The sequence below is a fragment of the Cryobacterium levicorallinum genome (assembly GCF_004402405.1).
GTDB lineage: Bacteria > Actinomycetota > Actinomycetes > Actinomycetales > Microbacteriaceae > Cryobacterium > Cryobacterium levicorallinum.
Window position 1 is genome coordinate 14,203 of the sequence record NZ_SOFE01000025.1, and the last position, 15,977, is coordinate 30,179.

15 protein-coding genes are annotated in these 15,977 nt (G+C 63.2%); all 15 read right to left on the reverse strand.

The genetic code is table 11. The features are described from left to right. Positions 1-2: 2 nt before the first annotated feature. On the reverse strand, positions 3-1,235 hold the full coding sequence (locus E3O11_RS15085) for an ABC transporter substrate-binding protein (protein ID WP_198415609.1): 1,233 nt from the start codon (positions 1,233-1,235) through the stop codon (positions 3-5). A 183-nt stretch (positions 1,236-1,418) separates the two neighbouring features. Further along, the gene (locus tag E3O11_RS15090) at positions 1,419-2,882 is read right to left on the reverse strand and encodes a dihydroorotase (RefSeq protein WP_092452725.1); all 1,464 of its coding nucleotides are present in this window, start codon (positions 2,880-2,882) and stop codon (positions 1,419-1,421) included. Positions 2,883-2,892: 10 nt separating this feature from the next. After that, positions 2,893-4,362, reverse strand: a complete 1,470-nt coding sequence (locus E3O11_RS15095; RefSeq protein WP_092452728.1) for an MmgE/PrpD family protein — start codon at positions 4,360-4,362, stop codon at positions 2,893-2,895. Continuing rightward, positions 4,359-5,171 carry a cyclase family protein gene (locus tag E3O11_RS15100; RefSeq protein WP_092452731.1) on the reverse strand — a complete coding sequence of 271 codons (813 nt, stop codon included), beginning with the start codon at positions 5,169-5,171 and terminating at the stop codon, positions 4,359-4,361. Before E3O11_RS15100 ends, E3O11_RS15095 begins: the two co-directional genes overlap by 4 nt. Continuing rightward, on the reverse strand, positions 5,168-6,364 hold the full coding sequence (locus tag E3O11_RS15105) for a CaiB/BaiF CoA transferase family protein (RefSeq protein WP_198415610.1): 1,197 nt from the start codon (positions 6,362-6,364) through the stop codon (positions 5,168-5,170). Before E3O11_RS15105 ends, E3O11_RS15100 begins: the two co-directional genes overlap by 4 nt. A gap of 154 nt (positions 6,365-6,518) precedes the next feature. Next, complete coding sequence (locus E3O11_RS15110; protein ID WP_092452734.1) at positions 6,519-7,379, reverse strand: HpcH/HpaI aldolase/citrate lyase family protein; 861 nt, start codon at positions 7,377-7,379, stop codon at positions 6,519-6,521. A gap of 14 nt (positions 7,380-7,393) precedes the next feature. Further along, a complete protein-coding gene (locus E3O11_RS15115; RefSeq protein WP_092452737.1) occupies positions 7,394-8,170 on the reverse strand; it encodes an IclR family transcriptional regulator in 777 nt (258 codons plus the stop codon). A gap of 288 nt (positions 8,171-8,458) precedes the next feature. After that, positions 8,459-9,703: a hypothetical protein gene (locus E3O11_RS15120; RefSeq protein ID WP_092452740.1), complete on the reverse strand. Its 1,245-nt coding sequence runs from the start codon at positions 9,701-9,703 to the stop codon at positions 8,459-8,461. A gap of 2 nt (positions 9,704-9,705) precedes the next feature. Further along, positions 9,706-9,972 (reverse strand): hypothetical protein, encoded by a 267-nt coding sequence (locus E3O11_RS15125; RefSeq protein WP_092452743.1) that lies wholly within the window; start codon positions 9,970-9,972, stop codon positions 9,706-9,708. Between the two features lie 143 nt (positions 9,973-10,115). Then, positions 10,116-10,727 carry a hypothetical protein gene (locus tag E3O11_RS15130; protein ID WP_139226689.1) on the reverse strand — a complete coding sequence of 204 codons (612 nt, stop codon included), beginning with the start codon at positions 10,725-10,727 and terminating at the stop codon, positions 10,116-10,118. Continuing rightward, positions 10,700-11,275, reverse strand: a complete 576-nt coding sequence (locus tag E3O11_RS15135; RefSeq protein WP_092452749.1) for a helix-turn-helix domain-containing protein — start codon at positions 11,273-11,275, stop codon at positions 10,700-10,702. The genes E3O11_RS15130 and E3O11_RS15135 overlap by 28 nt, the downstream gene beginning before the upstream one ends. A 31-nt stretch (positions 11,276-11,306) precedes the next feature. Next, positions 11,307-11,714, reverse strand: a complete 408-nt coding sequence (locus E3O11_RS15140) for a sulfate permease (RefSeq protein WP_174775761.1) — start codon at positions 11,712-11,714, stop codon at positions 11,307-11,309. A gap of 446 nt (positions 11,715-12,160) precedes the next feature. Continuing rightward, complete coding sequence (locus tag E3O11_RS15145) at positions 12,161-13,678, reverse strand: NAD-dependent succinate-semialdehyde dehydrogenase (protein ID WP_170851602.1); 1,518 nt, start codon at positions 13,676-13,678, stop codon at positions 12,161-12,163. After that, on the reverse strand, positions 13,675-14,898 hold the full coding sequence (locus tag E3O11_RS15150) for an iron-containing alcohol dehydrogenase family protein (protein WP_241994748.1): 1,224 nt from the start codon (positions 14,896-14,898) through the stop codon (positions 13,675-13,677). Before E3O11_RS15150 ends, E3O11_RS15145 begins: the two co-directional genes overlap by 4 nt. Next, a complete protein-coding gene (locus E3O11_RS15155; RefSeq protein ID WP_092452755.1) occupies positions 14,895-15,968 on the reverse strand; it encodes an NAD(P)-dependent oxidoreductase in 1,074 nt (357 codons plus the stop codon). The genes E3O11_RS15150 and E3O11_RS15155 overlap by 4 nt, the downstream gene beginning before the upstream one ends. Between the last annotated feature and the right edge of the window lie 9 nt (positions 15,969-15,977).

Consider the following 15,977-nt stretch of genomic DNA (forward strand, 5'->3'; position numbering starts at 1 on the left):
GGCTACCGGCTGAACGCAGGAAGGATTGCTTCCTTCGTTGCGATTTCGGTCGGGAAGACCTGCTCTACGGCACCGTCTTGAACCTGCATGACCACGACCGTGGCATTGATGTTCTGACCGTTCTCGTCGAACTCGATCGGCCCGTTGAATTCCAGCAGCGGGTCGGTCAGGCTCAGAGACGAGATGGCGTCGCGCAGCACCTCTGGATCAACTGAACCGCTCTCTTCGAGGGCTGCCGCGATGACCTCTACGGCCTGGTACGACAGCATCGACGCCGTCTCCATTGACTCACCGTTGGCGGCTTCGAAGCGGGTGCGAATGTCAGCGGCACGATCGCTCGTCGCGCTGTAGTGGTAGTTGGCACTCAGAATGTTGCTGGCTGCTTCGCCCGCCGCTGCCGGGAACGAGTTGTCGTCGTAGGCGCCGCTGGCGATGCCGAATACCGCCTTGATGTCGGGCTTCAGCGCGTTCACTGCCTCGGCTATGAGCAGGTTGTCAGGAAAGTAGCCGGTGACCACGATGACGTCAGGGTCGCTGGCGAGGGCCTGGGTGACCTGCGTAGTCGCGTCCGAGAAGTTTGCGCCGGAGTAGGTGATCTCGTCGGCAACTGTAATTCCAGTAGCTTCAGCCTCGGTCTTGAAAGCCTCGAATACGCTGCCGCCAAAGGCTCCCTCGATGTGGATGTAGGCGACCGTGTCAATCTCCGTGCCGGTAGCCTCGCCCATCGCGATGAGCGAACGCGCACCGGAGGCTCCCATGCTCGTGGCATCCGGCTGGATGCGGAAGCTGTACGAGTACCCCTGCTCGAGAATCTTATCGTCGACGGCAACGTCGATGACCAGCGGCACCTTGGCACGTTCCGCGACGGAGGCCACGTTTTGCGTAACGTCTGACTGGTAGGTACCAATCAGGGCCACCGCGCCCTCACTGATCAGCCGCTGCGCTTCGCTCTGGCCGATTTCGGCCTTACCCTGACTGTCACCCTCGTTGAGAACGAGGGTCGCGCCGCCAAGGCTTCCAATGCCGCCGGCCTCGTTGATGTCGGCGACAGCCATCTTGGCGCCCGCATTCATCAAGCCACCGACACCGGAGAGCGAGCCACTGAGCGGGTGGATGGAACCGATGGTTACGCTGTCCACGCTGTCCCCACTAGCTGCCACATTGCTGGTCCCGCTGCAACCCGACATGCCCAGTGCGACCGCTACGGCCACTACAACCAATGTGTGTTTTTTCATGATGCTCCTTTGCTTCATAACCAGTTCCGCTTAGCGGACCGAGAATCGATTCGAGGAATCTCTCAATTCCTATTCTGTCGACTTGCTGCCTTATTTACTTACAATTATTTGAAATTTCTCCGAGATCCTTATTCCGCTGAGCGAACCCATGCTGGTTTCGCTCAGCAGAAAGAAGCAGAGACTCTATTCGCCGGACCGGTTAAGGAATCGCCCGCGTGGTGCGCCAACGATCTCACCGTCGGCGAACACTCCGGATCCGCGCAGGTAGGTATCGGTAACCTTGGCCGTGAGCTCGAAGCCCTCGAACGGCGTATGGCCTTGGCTCGAGAGCGAGTCCTCGGCCCGAACGGTGTAGGTGGTTGTGTCGTCAACGAGGCAGAAGTCGGCATCGAAGCCAACAGCCACATTGCCCTTGCCCGCCAGCCCAAAGCGCTCGGCCGGGTTCTTGGAGACCAGCTGCGCGATCGAGTTGTACGAAAGCCCGCGCTTGCGCCCCTCGCTGATGAGCCCAGCCAGGAGATACTCCGCGCCGCCGAAACCGGACTTGGCCAGAAAGACGTCGTCGCGCGGGTCACCGAACTTGGTCTCATCTTTGCAGCAGGCGTGATCGGAGGTCACCCAGGAGAAGTGACCGGCCAGCAGGTGATCCCAGAGCGCGTCAACATCTTCGCGAGAACGTAGGGGCGGGTTCACCTTGCCGCCGAGGTTGGCCGTCGTGAAGTCGGCCAGCAAGTGTCCCACGGTCACTTCCCTGCGAAAGTTGATGTGTGGGAAGGTTGCCTGCATCATCATGGCCGCCTCGATCGCCTTGCGCGAGGTGAGGTGGAGCAGATTGATGTTGGGGAGCTCGGTCTCGTAGGCCAAATACGAGGCGATTGTAATAGCGAGACCCTCAGAGTGCGGCGGCCGGGACGCACTGTACGCTTCGAGGCCGGTGAGGGTTCCCTCAGCCTCGACCAGCTTGGTATAGGCACGCATAATTTCGGCTGTCTCGCAGTGCAGGGAAAGTGAGATCTGGTCCTTGATCTTCGCGTACTTGGGATCGCGCCGAGCCTGTTCTATGCCACGCATCACGAATTCAAAGTGCGCAAAGTCATACGACTCGTCTTCGGGGATCATGAGAAATTTGCCCTGATCGTTCGAGTTTCCGTGCAGACCGTGAATTCCGTAGAACATAAAGATCTTGAATGACGGAACGCCCATATCGATCAGATCGGAGATCTCGTCGATATGTTCCTTGAGAATGGGGGCAACGTGGAAACCGTAGTCGATGAAGGCGCGTCCCTCAGCAGCGGCCAAAATCTGTGGAAAGATCTCCCGATAAGGGCCACTCTTGTTCATGTAATAGGCGCCGGTGCGAATGTAGGTAATGCCGCTCGTGACGCCGCCCTGCGCGCTCGCGCGGCTCTCAGAGTCGGTATCTTCGCTGAGCTCGTTGTAGATGCCCCAGTGCTGGTGCGCGTCGACGACTCCGGGGAAGAGATGCTTGCCCCCTGCATCGACGACCTTGGCGGCGAGGCTCACGTCGAGGTCCTGCTCGATCGCCGCGAACTTGCCGTCCTTTACGGCAACATCGAGCCTCTCAGTGGAATCGCTGTCTGGCCGAACGACTATGCAGTTTTTGATGATGAGGTCATAGGTAGACATGGTTCTCTTTCTAATCGTCTAAACGAGAGTGAGTTGCATCGGCGAGAGCGGCCGACAGCAGGGGGTCGACCGCGATCAAGTCCGCGAAGAGGAGCTGAACGCTGGTCGTGTCCTGCAAAGTGCGACAGGTCCGTTCCAGAGAGTCCATCGCCCCCTCTGACATCACGCGCCGGGCATTGTCGCGAAACTTGCGCGTGAGCTGATCGAAGCTCAGCGGATTGCCCGGTCCGCCGCGATTGACCAGAACTTCCTCAACGACTGTGCTGCCGTCATTGAGACGGGCCGTGACCACGGCCGGAAACTGGGAGGGGAAGATTGCGCTGCAGCGGTCATCCGCCACGACGTCGACCTTGTCCATCAGCGCGCGCCGATCGGCATCCCGGGCGAGTTCGTCTGTGTAGTCGTCGAGGCCCACCTCAAGTCCACCACCGCCGAGCAGTCCGGCGGCGATTGCATACGGGCCAGAGAACTGCGCCATATAGCCCGTCTCAGGGCGACGTTTGACCTCGATCGGTTGCCCGATCGTGCGCAAGGTCGGTAATGGCACCCCGAGCGTCACCGACGCTATGTCGGCAGGAACGATGCCCGCGCGACGTAACGCGGCGGCCGCGTCAACGGCCGCGTGGGTGAAGTGGTTCGCCGGGTAGGGCTTGAAGAATATACCTTCAATCGACCACTCCGCGCCCAATCCGGCCGTGATCGCGGTGGCGTCGAACTCGCCGTGCAGCCATGCCTCGAAGAAGCCGAACCGCCCCTCCAGTACTGTGGGCGGCCCGGTGAGCCCAACACGCACGAGTTCGACGGCGGTGACGGCCGAGTGAGCGGCCCAGCCACAGTGCATCCGCTTGACGGTACCGCCGGTTCGGTTCGACTCGATGATTCCCGAGGCCATCGATGCCGCTATACCAAGCGCGTTGCAGACGTCGGCTTCGGTGCCCGCGAGAGCCGCGACCGCGGCGGCGGCACCCATCGCACCACAGATCGACGTCGCGTGTTGGCCGTGCTCAAAGAAGGTTGAGTTCTTCGTCTCAGTGTTGTACCCCGCCATGCCGATGCGCACACACACCTCCAGGCCAATAGCAATGGCTCGAATCGCGTCTTTACCGCTGGCGCCGGAGGCTTCAGCCGCAGCGAGAACGGCGGGGATGACACTCGCGCTGGGGTGCAGCACCGAGGGAAGATGGGTGTCGTCGTAGTCGAGCGAGTGCGCGAGCACCCCGTTCACGAAAGCTGCCTGCGCGGCGGGCAAGGGACCAGCCACACCGACGGCGCTGGCCTGGGCGACACCGCCTTGAGATTCCACCCATTGACGCACCGCGCGACTCGTGTCGAGAGCAGATGCCGCGGCGCAGATTCCGAGGATGTCCAGCACCCGCGACTTGACGCTCTCCACGACGCCCTCGGGCAGATCGTCGAAGCGCGTCTGCACAGCGAAACGCGCGAGTGACTGCGCCAGGGTGAGATTCTGATCGGCGCTCATGCGGCCACCACGGCCAGGGGGCGCACGGGCGAACCCGTTGCCCCGAAGATATTGAGAGGAACGAGCACCAGGGTGAACTCGTAGATCTTACGCGCGGAGAGTTCTTCGAGGTCGAGCGCCTCGACTATGTAGATACCGTTTTCAACGAGAAAAATGCGGTGCGCCGGCAGGTGGGCGTGACCACCGCCGGGGGCGAGCCGTTCGAAGGCGATGGTGTCGGCGCCGACGGTATGAATTCCCTGAGCGGCCAACCAGGTGGCACCTTCCTCGCTGATGCCAGGAACGCCCGAGGTGCCACCAAGATAGGCGGCCCCCTCGGCAAACTTCTTGCCCCAGCCGGAACGAATGAGGACAACGTCGCCAGCGCGGATGACCGTTCCCTGACTCTGCAACGATTGCTTAAGGTCGCCGACGGTGATTTCTCGGCCGCCCTCCAGATCGGAGACTCCCAGCCAGGTCGGCGGATCGATCAGGATGCCCCGTCGGATCATGGGTTCGATCGTGTGCACCCCGTGTTCAACATACTTTCCGCCCAAGCAGGACGCCGAGGCGTCTACCCCTCCGAATAGTTTGCCATCCTGGCTCACGTGCGCCAGGGCATCGATGTGCGTGCCCACGTGCGTTCCGGTGGTGATCATGTCGTTGGCAGCACTTCCCCCGTCGCTGCGCATCACGTCGCCGTGGCGGCGCGGCATCGTGTGCCAAAATTGCGGGTGGTTCGGCGATTGCGGCATCCCCACTTTGAGCTGTCGCCCCAGGTCGATGACCTGCACCCCGCTTACAACGGCATCCAACAGGAGGTCACTCATCGAACGGACTCACTTTCTTTCAGGGCGGTAATGGCAGAACTGTCATATCCAAGCTCGCTCAGAATGACGTCCGTGTCTTGGCCGAGATCGCGCCCGGTGAACCGGATACTTCCCGGCGTTTTGCTCATACGCCACATGACGTTGTGCTGCAGCACCGGACCGAGGTCGTCATCCGGGACCTCGACGAGCATCTCGGTGGCCTGGATGTGCGGATCTTCGACAATGTCGCGGGCGTCGTATACCGGGGCAACGGCCGCACCAGCCTCGGCGAAAATGGCGAGCACTTCGGCTCGCTCGTGCTGCCCCACCCAATCGCTCACGTAACCGTCGAGCAGGTCGACGTGCTGGACCCTCCCGCTGCCGGTAGCAAACCACGGTTGAGTGATGACTTCGGCGTGACCGACGATCTCAAGGACCTTCTCGGCAATGCGTTGGGCGCTCGTCGAGATAGCGACCCAGCGGTCATCTTTGGTGAGGTAGGTGTTGCGCGGCGCGTTGTTGGTGGAGCGATTGCCATTGCGCTGCCCGATCAGGCCGAGTTGCTGGTAGACCGTAGGACCTGGACCAACGGCTGTCATGATCGGCTCCAGAATGCTGATGTCGATCACCTGGCCTTCTCCGGTGGCGTCACGGTGACGAAGAGCCATGAGCACGGCCGATGAAGCGGCAATCCCGGCAATGCTGTCAGCGAGGCCGAATGCTGGCAGCGTGGGAGGGCCATCCGCTTCGCCGGTGAGGTGGGCGAACCCACTCATCGCCTCGGCAAGGGTGCCGAACCCCGCGCGGGAGGCATACGGGCCGGTCTGTCCAAAGCCGGTGAGGCGCAGAACGACCAGTCCGGGGTTCAGCTCGAGAAGCAGTTCGGGGCCTATGCCCCAGCGCTCGAGGGTGCCCGGTCGAAAATTCTCGACCAAGACATCGGCGGTCTGGATCAGCTTGCGAAAGATATCGGTACCCTCAGCGGTACTCAGGCTTAGGCCCAGAGTGCGCTTGTTGCGGCTGATCTCCTTCCACCACAGCGGTACGTCGTTCTTGCTCTCGCCATGCCCACGCATGCTATCGCCCTGCTTCGGGTGCTCGATCTTGATGACGTCGGCACCGAAATCGCCCAGAATCTGGCAGCACAAAGGGCCCGCGAGAATCGTGGAGGCGTCAAGAACCCGAAGCCCGGTTAGGGGAAGAATTGGCATCATTGCATTTGCTCGTTCCGCTCAAAGAAACAGGTTCGAGTATGAGCCTAACGAGATTGTGCAGAAATGACCACTTAAATTGCCGATTTATCGCGCATCGTGTCGAAAAGTAGGAGATTAAATCGCAATTCCGGTCTACTGGTCGAAGCGAGGCGGATTAATCGTTCCGCTGGGCGGTACGGCTGAGCGTCTCCTGAGCACCCCGTACCACGGCGGCATCAATCATGCGTCCAGCGACATCGAGGGCTACCCCGCCGCCGGCCAGATCGAAGCGATCAATGACGTCACGCGCTGCAGCTAGCTCTGCCAGGCTCGGGCTAAAGACTGCGTGAATGACGGTTAGTTGTGCGGGGTGGATGGCCGTACGGGAACGAAATCCCAGGTTGAGCATCTTTTGGCTGGACTGCTCAAAGGCATCGAGCTCGCGAATGGCGGTCGACGTGGGCGCAAGCGGCGGGCGTAGACCGGCCGCGGCGCAGGCGATGACGAAGCGCGCCCGGATTGAGTCCAGCGCGGGCTCGGCGGCGAGGGTGCGGGCCATGCGTAGGTCGGCCATCAGGTCGACCTCGCCAATGGCAAAAGTGACGAGGCGGGGATTGGTGGCCATGGAGTCGAGAGCTTGCAACGACCGGGCATCTTCGACCAGGCCGATGATGCCGATCGGTTCGAGGCCGCGGCTACGCTCGAGGTCGGTGAGCGCAGCAGTCGCCTCCAGCAGCACAGCCGGGGAGCATTTCGCTTGCATAATGCCGGTTAGGCCCGGGCTGACGACGGCCTGCAAATCGGCCATGATGCTGGCTTGATTGATACGCACCCAGATCTGCTGGCGGCTCGTAGGGTTGGCGGCCAACCAGTCGCGCAGGGCCCGCCGGGCCTCATCTTTGCGGCCGAGTGGTACTGCGTCTTCGAGATCGAAGATCAGCGCATCCGCCGGTCCGTTGCACGCCTTTGCGAAGAGTTCGGGGCGGTCGGCGGGAACGTAGAGGAATGAACGCGGAAGTACAGCGGTGTGGTGCATGGGGAGCTTTCTGTTCAGCGAGCGAGAAGGGAAGTGATGGTGCGAGCTGCCTCAGCGACATGGTGGGCTTGGAGCTCAGCGGTCTCCGTTTGAAACCGAAACGCCGGGCCGCAGACACTGATGCAGCCGAGCACGATCCCGGCCTTGTCGAAGAACGGGGCCGCAACGGCTGCTGCGCCCGTTTCACGCTCGTTGAGCGACATCGCATACCCGTTGCGGCGCACGCTAGCGAGGGTTGCGAGGTAGTCGGCTTCGGAGAAATCGGAGTGTAAGGCCGCGAGCTGCTTCATCGCCTCATGGACGTAGACATCGGAGAGGTGGGCCAGGATCGCGCGACTGGACGCTCCCGAATGCAGGGGATAACGCACCCCGAGTTCGACCACCATCTTGAATTCCTGGGTGCTCTCATATTGATCGAGGTAGACCCGCTCGTGGCTCGAGACGACCGAAAGCGTCGTCGTCTCGTTGGTCGTGTCACGCAGTCGTCGCAGAATGGGACCGGCGACCGCGCGAATGTCGAGCTGGTTCCATGCTTTGTTGCCCATGCCGATCACGACGGACCCGAGCACGTAGCCGGGGGAATCGGGGGCCGACTGCAATAGGCCGCGTGAATTGAGTGACTGCAGAATGCGATGCACGACTGTCTTGCTCAGGCCTAGGCTTCGGGAAATTTCGCTTCCGCCCAGAGCCCCTTCGGCCTGACTGAATAGCAGCAGGATATCGGCGACGCGGTCGGCCGTTTCGGTTCCGCCAACGCTGGCTCCGAGCGTCACGACAGGAATAATCTTCATGTGGCCGCCTCTCAGTTAGGAAGAATACCCGACCAGCGCGCCGTTGCGGGCACCGGCGCCATGTATCGCGCCCACCGGAACCCGCATAGTTCGATAGCGGGGCTACACGTCCGCTCACGCTGGGCGACCTGGCTCGCACTCTGGATTTCTCCGCGAGAAATGGAAAAAGGAACGGCCTCAAGGTAGATGCGCGGTGCAAACGCTCGTGGATTTCGTGGCTGGTCGGATCCATCCAGAGCACGCTGTAACTCTGTCACAGCGTACCGAGTCGTGCCGAATACGATGTACTTATCCACCGGTCAGCTCCCGGAATATCCGTCGGTGAACCAAATTGTCCACCAAGTTCGGACGAGTCGTACGGGACATCGAAATCCGCAGACCCACGATGCGGGCAGCACTCCGAGCATCCTCGATCGTAAGCAGGCTCGTGGGCACCTCCCCAAGTACTTCCTGCATCGCGAGCATCGCGACCAAGGAATCGATGGGTGCACGCGGCTTTCCCTGATGCGCCCTCGCCTGGTTCTCCATCTCTGCATCGACGCCGTACCGCGCACTATTGCGGTGCACCTGCACCACGACCGTTTTCACAAGTCCATCGAACTGCTGCTGCCGCTCGATACGCCGAACCTCGGCTTTCGTACTCCGCACTGTCGCGGCGACGTCGCGGCCCGTCAGCAGGTCGACCCGGCGCATCCGCTCTGCGACTATCTCGACGGCGCGGGCGTAGACGATGTTCTCCACCGGTATTGGCGGGAGTCCCATACGTGCCCTGGTCTCCACGTACGCCTCGGCGAACTCGCGCATGCGAGGGCCGTTCTTAAGCATGTGCTGGGTCAGCGACTCGGCAAACACAGTGAACTGCCGCACATGCTCCAGCCGCGACGGGTCATTGAAATACGCGTCGGCCTCCCGCTCGTTGGCCCGGCGCTCAGCCGCGGTCGCCACGTGGATACGCTTCGGCGGGAGACCGGCCCGACTCAGGCTGCGCTTCAGCCGTCGCGCGGCGGCGTTGGCCTCCAGCTCGGACTGGTAGATCTTGGGGTCGCTGCGGCGGTTGCGCTGCAGCTCGGCCCGACGCTCCTTGTTGCGCTCAGCCCACTGCCGCGTGATCTGCTTCGTGCGCTCCGGGTCAGCGTCCCGCCTGGCCGCGGCGCGGGCGTTCACCTCGTCGCGATGGGCCTCGTAGTAGCGGTTGTAATACTCGCGCACCTTCTCGCGATTCTCCTCCACCCACCGCTGCTGAGACTCACGCCGGCGCTCCGGATGCTCCACCCGCCAGCGCTCCGCCCGCTCCCTCCCCCGCGCCCGCACCTCCGCCTCGCGATGCCGGCGAGCCGCGGCCCGACGCATCGAGTCCCGATTCAGCTCCCGGGCCCGATCCAGGTGCTCCGACCGCCAGAGACGATTCATCTCGCGGATCCGATCGCGGTTCGCCGCCACATACTGGCGCCGCTTCTCCGCCGCGTCATCAAGAGACGGATGCTCCACCAACGACTTCTGCGCCGCGGCGCCTTCCTCAGATGGGCCGTTCATGACTATTCGGCAGGCGGCGGAGCCAGCTCAATGACCAGGGAAAGCAGTTCAGAGCGATGGGCCGTCGGATTCGTAATCACACGCCCGATCGCGACCCGAAGCTGTTCGGCGTCCTCGTCAGCAATCCCGACGACGGGCTCCAGGCAGTACGCGATGTCGTTCTGCAGGTTCGGGCCGTCATCATCGACCGCGATCTCCGGATAGTAGAACAGCGCAGCCAGCGCGGTGCGGCTGAGCAGGTCGTCGAACTGCTCCTGCTGGATCATCATTAGTGAAGCCTCCTATGCGCGGTCGTGTGTGAGCCAATCATGCCGCTACCACGAGGTGCGCCAGCCAAGACGTACTGTCGGTGTCGATTTGGCGCGAGCTCCGGCGAGTGGATCTACTCAGGAGTCCTGGATCGACTCATTGGTCAGATTTCAACTGCACCAGGAGACAAGGGTACCGGTGTTGGTTCGCCGCTGAGGATTGCTGTCACGACCATCTCTGCCCGTGGCACGAGAAGGTCGCCCGGATAGAACTCCTCGTAGAGCTCCTCCGCGTGCGCGAGCGTGGAAATGTTACACAGAGCGAGCAGGAGGCGGATGTCGCGGGTATCGCGCCCGGGCCGGTTTGCTCGGAGTTTCATGGCCAGCATCGCCTCTTTTGATGCCACCTCAATGACGATGCCGCCCTGATCGTAAATTGTCTCCCATTCGACGGCGCGGCCGAGAGTGGGGATGGCGTCGGCGTTCGTGACTTCGAAGTTCAGCCAGTGCGCGTCCCACCCGTGCCGACGTGCGACCCGCCCCGCCGCGGCTGCGACGGACTCGTCCGAGCCGGGATGAACATGAAGGACATCTAAGTCCTGCGTGGTGCCCCGGTCGAAGTAGCGCAGGGCGAGTGCGGCCCCGCCGACGAGCCGAATCCCAGCCACCTCGTCCGCATCACGAAGTTCGGCAACAAGCTCACGCAGACCGATAATGATGTCGCCACGGTCGAGGGCAGTACCTGACATCAAACGCTCGCGAAGGTGTCGGCCCACGCCAGGATGCCGCGTTCGGCGAATTCGTTGGGCACGTCACCGGGTTCGGGTGCGGGGTCGGCCGGGTCGACGCGGAAGACGACAGGTACGGAGAGCTTGCGATCCGGGTTGTTCACCCATTCAGGGAGAGGAACGCGTTCCTCCTTGAGCCTCCACGCGACCAGGGCCGCGATGGCGGCATCCCACACGGGATCTCCGGTCGGTTCGGGCTCCGTCAGCCCAAGAATTCCTCGAACGAGTCCGTGTTCGGCGGTGAGGTTATCGTTGAGCTGGATGAGCGCCCGGAGCGCCCGGTCGGCGTCGTCGACCCGAAGGTATCCACGAATGGCTTCTGCCGCGCTGGCCGCGTCGTCTCGACGTGTGGGAGCGGCATAGAGGCGGTGCCCGGCGCCGGCGAGCAGCCGATCAACCGTGCTGTATGCCGCGTCTCGTCCGCGCTCGTGATGGGAGACGCTGGCCTGATCGATGCCAGTTAGCTCTGCCAGCCTCGCCTGCGTGAGATGTTTACTCCGGCGAGCGGCCCGCACGAGAGTGGATGAGACGGCCATGAGAACCTCACCTCCAAATATGACTGCTAAATCATATTCTAGGGCAAGTCAGGCCTGGTTGTCTGCCTGCGAGCATCCGCTCACCGAAGGGCTCAACGCCGTCGGCGAGCAGCGCCTTGGTCCTGCGACGGCGTGCCACTGCTTCGCGAACGCGTACCGCGATCAACTTCAGCAGGCTCATCGGCCCGATCAGAAGAAGCTTCAAGGTATCCCAAAGACACAAAATCACGAGCAGGTTCAGCCAACCGGGACCACCGTCATCTACCTGAGCTCGGAAATAGATAGCTGCGAGCGCATACGGAACGGCGAGCAGCATCGCCAGCACACCCCATTTCAGCCCGCGCCGCGTCTTGATCGCGTCGATCACGATGGCGGTCGGCATGAACCGGCGCAAGAAGAAGTAGCTGCGGGCGGTGGCTGCCAGAATGATTTCGAACATGGCGCGGCCTTTCAGATGGTCGGCAACAAGAACCTGAAGGACTGAAAGTCATACCACCGCAACAAGCGACAGCGCGTAATAGAGGTTGCCTACCAACACTGTAGAACCGGATGCTTATGGAGGAAAGCCCCCAGACACGGATCGCCCGCCCTCAGCACCGACACTCATCAGTCGGGCTGCGTGGCCGCCGTGCGGCCCCAGGCGGCCTGCTCGCCCGCGATCGTCTGCTGCCGCCAGCCCGCATATGCCAAGGCAGAATTTGCGTGCCGTCTTCTGCCCCACCGGGCCTCGGGCGGGCAACATTAGGCTGGTCTCGGCTTTGCACCCACATTTCGGACGCCGATGGTGACCGGCGTTCTTTCCGCGTGTGTTCGCTCGGTCGCGGACGGCTGTAAGGGTTCAGACGTGCCTGATGGGCGCATCGAAGCCCTCGATGCGCCCAAGGTCTAGTTCGCGGCTCCAAACGGGTCAGCGATACCCACATAGCGTGTTTCCAGGTATTCCTCGATGCCCTCAAAACCGCCCTCCCTGCCCAGCCCCGACTGCTTAACTCCACCAAACGGAGCTGCCGGATTCGAGACGATGCCCGTATTCACGCCGAGCATGCCCACCTCGAGCTCTTCCGACAATCGCAGGGCCCGATTGAGATCGAGAGTAAAGACGTACCCGACCAGACCGAACTCGGTGTCGTTGGCCAACGCGATCGCCTCCGCTTCGGTCTTGAAGGTGATGATCGGCGCAACGGGACCGAAGACCTCTTCGCGCATGATGCGTGCGGACGCGGGGACATCCGTCAGAACGGTCGCCTCGTAGAAATACCCGGGACCGTCGATGTAAGCGCCACCCAGCGCGAGAGTCGCACCCTCGCGTTGGGCGTCGGTCACGAGCTCGTGCACCTTGGCGCGGGTCGACTCGTCCACGAGCGGGCCGAGCAGCGTGGCTGGTTCAGTGCCACGTCCGACGGTGTGCGCGCGCATCCGCTCTACCAGGCGTCGGGTGAACTCCCCCGCGACGGACTCATGGACCAGCAGGCGGTTCGCCGCGGTACAGGCCTCACCGCCATTACGCAGTTTCGCAACCATGGCGCCGTCGACGGCGGCATCGAGATCAGCATCCTCGAAGACAATGAGCGGAGCGTTACCGCCAAGCTCCATGGACACCCGCAGCACCTGGTCAGCTGCAGCTTTCAACAGGTTGATCCCCACCGGGGTCGATCCGGTGAACGACAGTTTACGCAGCCGGGCGTCCGTGATCAGCGGCCCAGTTACGGCACCGGCGCTCGTGGTCTGCACGACGTTGAGCACCCCGGCCGGCAGCCCGCATTCCTGCAGCACCTGGGCAAAGAGCAGCGCGCTGAGAGGCGTGAGCGCGGCAGGTTTCAGCACCATCGTGCAACCCGCCGCAATCGCCGGGGCGATCTTGCGCGTGGCCATGGCCAGTGGAAAATTCCATGGCGTGATGAACAGGCACGGCCCGACCGCGCGCCTGGTCACCAGCAGGCGGCTTCGACCGTCGGGCGCGACCGCGAACCGGCCCGAAATGCGGGCGGTCTCCTCCGAGAACCAGCGCAGAAATTCGGCGCCGTAGCTCACCTCACCGCGGGCCTCAGCGAGAGGCTTGCCCATCTCGAGCGTCATCAGCAGGGCAAAGTCGTCGGCCCGAGCGGTTACCGCTTCGAATGCAGCCCGCAAAATTTCGGCGCGCACACGCGGCGCAGTCTTTGCCCACCCCTTCTGGGCAGCGGATGCCGCCGCCAGCGCCGCGAGGCCGTCTTGCGGCGTCGCATCCGCTACCTGAACCAGAACGTCACCGGTCGAGGGGTCGCAAACGTCGAAGGTGCCTCCATCACTCGCAGCTCGCCACTCCCCGCCGATGAACAGGCCGGTGGGCAGGCTCGCGAGGAGCGCCAGTTCGTCGGCGCGGGTTACACCGGCGCGTTGCGGGGTTTCGGTCGTGGTGGTCACAGGGATTCCTTCAGAATGCGCACCACGTCATCGACGGTGGGCTGGATGGGATTGTTGACGGTGACACTGTCGGCGAGGGTGTCGGCGGCGAGCGATGCCAGATCACCCTCGGTGACTCCGAATTTCGAGAGCGGGCCGGTCATGCCGACCCTCACGGCAAGCGCGGCGATGGCCTCGATGGCGCGCTGCGCGTTCTCGAACTCTGACACGTCGGTGCGTCCGACGCCGAGCGAGAAAGCCACCCGAGCGATTCGGGCCTCGCGCGCGACGAGGTTGAAGCGCAGCACACCCTCGATCACGATGCAGAGCGCGAGTCCGTGCGGAATATTGAACTGCCCGCCAAGCGGATGCGCGATGCCGTGCACGAGTCCGAGCCCGGTGTGTGAGAAACCCACTCCGGCCACGTGGCTGGCGAGCAGCAGTTCCGCGCGGGCCTCGATGTCGGTTCCGTCGTCGACGGCGCGGGGCAGAAACTCGGCGACGGTGGCGATGACCTGTAGGGCGATGCCGTCGCTATACGGGTTGGCGCGCACGGACAGGTAGGACTCGAGCGCGTGGGTGAGGGCGTCCATGCCGGTGGCGGCGGTCGCGCCGGCCGGCAGGCCGACGGTGAGATCGGGGTCGAGTACGGCCGCACGGGCGAGCGCACTGTCGTGACCGACGTAGAACTTGCGGTGACTGGCGACATCCGTGATCACGCCGAAGGCGTTCACCTCGGCGCCGGTGCCCGCGGTGGTGGGCACCGCGACGATCGGTAGTGCCGGGTACGCGAAAGTGCTCGTATAGTCGAGGCCGATGCCGCGCTGCGGGTTGCGCGCACCAAGGGCGATGCCCTTGGCGGCGTCCATCGACGATCCTCCGCCCACGGCGACGATTCCATCAGCTCCAGCGGATGCCGCGAGATCACTGCCCTCGTCGACGCACGTCGTCGTCGGGTTCGGGGTGACCCCGCCGTACACGGTGACGGTGAGCCCCGCTGATTCAAGGGCCTCCCGCACAGCTGCGACAACAGGGCTGGTGGCGAGAAACGGGTCTGTGACGACGAGCGCGTGCGTCACCCCGCTGGCCGCAGTGATACGGCCGACCTCGGTGACGGTGCCACGGCCGAAGTGCGCGATCGGCTTCGGGTCGAGCACGAGCGAGATGTCGCTCAGCGGCCGGGGCAGCGGGGCGAGTCCGGTCGCGGACATGGCTGCATCCGTCGGGCGGGTGGCGCTCATGCGGAGGCCAGATCGGCGTTGACGGATGACGCCACGGCCGATGCGGCAGCGGATGCCGCCACCGACGCGGCGACGGCGGCATTCGCGGACACTTCGGCAGCTTCCTCGGCCGCTGCGACGGCAGCGACTACGTCGGCGGGGCTCGACGGGGTGGAATCGTTCAGGCGCAGGTTGATTCCACTGAGGTCCTCATAGAGTCGCACCGGGCTCATCTCCCCCGCGGCGTCGCCGTATTGGGCGCGGGCGCGGCGGTAGATCTGTTCGACCAGGCCGCTGAGTTCGGCGGGTACTCCCACTGAGCGGGCCAGGTCGATAGAGAGTCCAAGGTCTTTACAGGCGAGGGCGATGGAGAAGCCCTCGTCGTAGTCGCCGTCACCGAGGATTGACAGTACGTCGTGCTGCACGAAGTTGCTGTTGGCGGGGCTCGCAATGAGCGAGGCGCGCAGAACGCCGAGGTCGACTCCGGCTTTGACGCCGATGCTGAGCACCTCCGCCGTGGCGACAAGGTGCGAGAACCAGAGCTGGTTGATCATGAGTTTCACGGCGTAGCCGGTTCCGGCGGCACCAACGTGCAAGATTCGCTCCGGATCTCCCATCGCCTTAAAGATCGGCAGCAACTCCTCGAAGTCGTTCGAGGAACCGCCAACAAAAATCTGCAACATGCCCGAGGCAGCACCGACCGACATTCCGCTGACCGGGGCGTCCAAGATACGCAGTCCGCGGTCCGCGTGGTCAAAGCGCACCCCGTTGGCCACGTCGGGAACGGAGGTGGACATGTCGATCCAGCAGCCGCCATCCGCTATGCCGGCGAGGATGCCGTTCTTGCCGTTGACGACGGTGTCGACGTGCCGCGGAGTGGGCAGCATCGTGATCACGACGTCGGACTGCGCGGCCACCTCCGCGGGGGTGTCAGCCCAGATGGCGCCGTTTTCGAGCAGCGCGGCAGCTGATTCACGACGAATGTCGTTCACGACCAGTGCGTAGCCCGCCTTTTGGAGGTTGTGGGTCATGCCGGAGCCCATGTTGCCGAGGCCAATGAAGCCGACTCGCGTCGACGGAGTAGCGGTCATAACAGTTCT

What these genes read in the sequence shown, in the direction of transcription:
- E3O11_RS15085 (WP_198415609.1), bottom strand. Translation starts at nt 1,235, where the DNA reads ATGAAAAAACACACATTGGTTGTAGTGGCCGTAGCGGTCGCACTGGGC.
- E3O11_RS15090 (WP_092452725.1), bottom strand. Translation starts at nt 2,882, where the DNA reads ATGTCTACCTATGACCTCATCATCAAAAACTGCATAGTCGTTCGGCCA.
- E3O11_RS15095 (WP_092452728.1), bottom strand. Translation starts at nt 4,362, where the DNA reads ATGAGCGCCGATCAGAATCTCACCCTGGCGCAGTCACTCGCGCGTTTC.
- E3O11_RS15100 (WP_092452731.1), bottom strand. Translation starts at nt 5,171, where the DNA reads ATGAGTGACCTCCTGTTGGATGCCGTTGTAAGCGGGGTGCAGGTCATC.
- E3O11_RS15105 (WP_198415610.1), bottom strand. Translation starts at nt 6,364, where the DNA reads ATGATGCCAATTCTTCCCCTAACCGGGCTTCGGGTTCTTGACGCCTCC.
- E3O11_RS15110 (WP_092452734.1), bottom strand. Translation starts at nt 7,379, where the DNA reads ATGCACCACACCGCTGTACTTCCGCGTTCATTCCTCTACGTTCCCGCC.
- E3O11_RS15115 (WP_092452737.1), bottom strand. Translation starts at nt 8,170, where the DNA reads ATGAAGATTATTCCTGTCGTGACGCTCGGAGCCAGCGTTGGCGGAACC.
- E3O11_RS15120 (WP_092452740.1), bottom strand. Translation starts at nt 9,703, where the DNA reads ATGAACGGCCCATCTGAGGAAGGCGCCGCGGCGCAGAAGTCGTTGGTG.
- E3O11_RS15125 (WP_092452743.1), bottom strand. Translation starts at nt 9,972, where the DNA reads ATGATGATCCAGCAGGAGCAGTTCGACGACCTGCTCAGCCGCACCGCG.
- E3O11_RS15135 (WP_092452749.1), bottom strand. Translation starts at nt 11,275, where the DNA reads ATGGCCGTCTCATCCACTCTCGTGCGGGCCGCTCGCCGGAGTAAACAT.
- E3O11_RS15140 (WP_174775761.1), bottom strand. Translation starts at nt 11,714, where the DNA reads ATGTTCGAAATCATTCTGGCAGCCACCGCCCGCAGCTACTTCTTCTTG.
- E3O11_RS15150 (WP_241994748.1), bottom strand. Translation starts at nt 14,898, where the DNA reads ATGAGCGCCACCCGCCCGACGGATGCAGCCATGTCCGCGACCGGACTC.
- E3O11_RS15155 (WP_092452755.1), bottom strand. Translation starts at nt 15,968, where the DNA reads ATGACCGCTACTCCGTCGACGCGAGTCGGCTTCATTGGCCTCGGCAAC.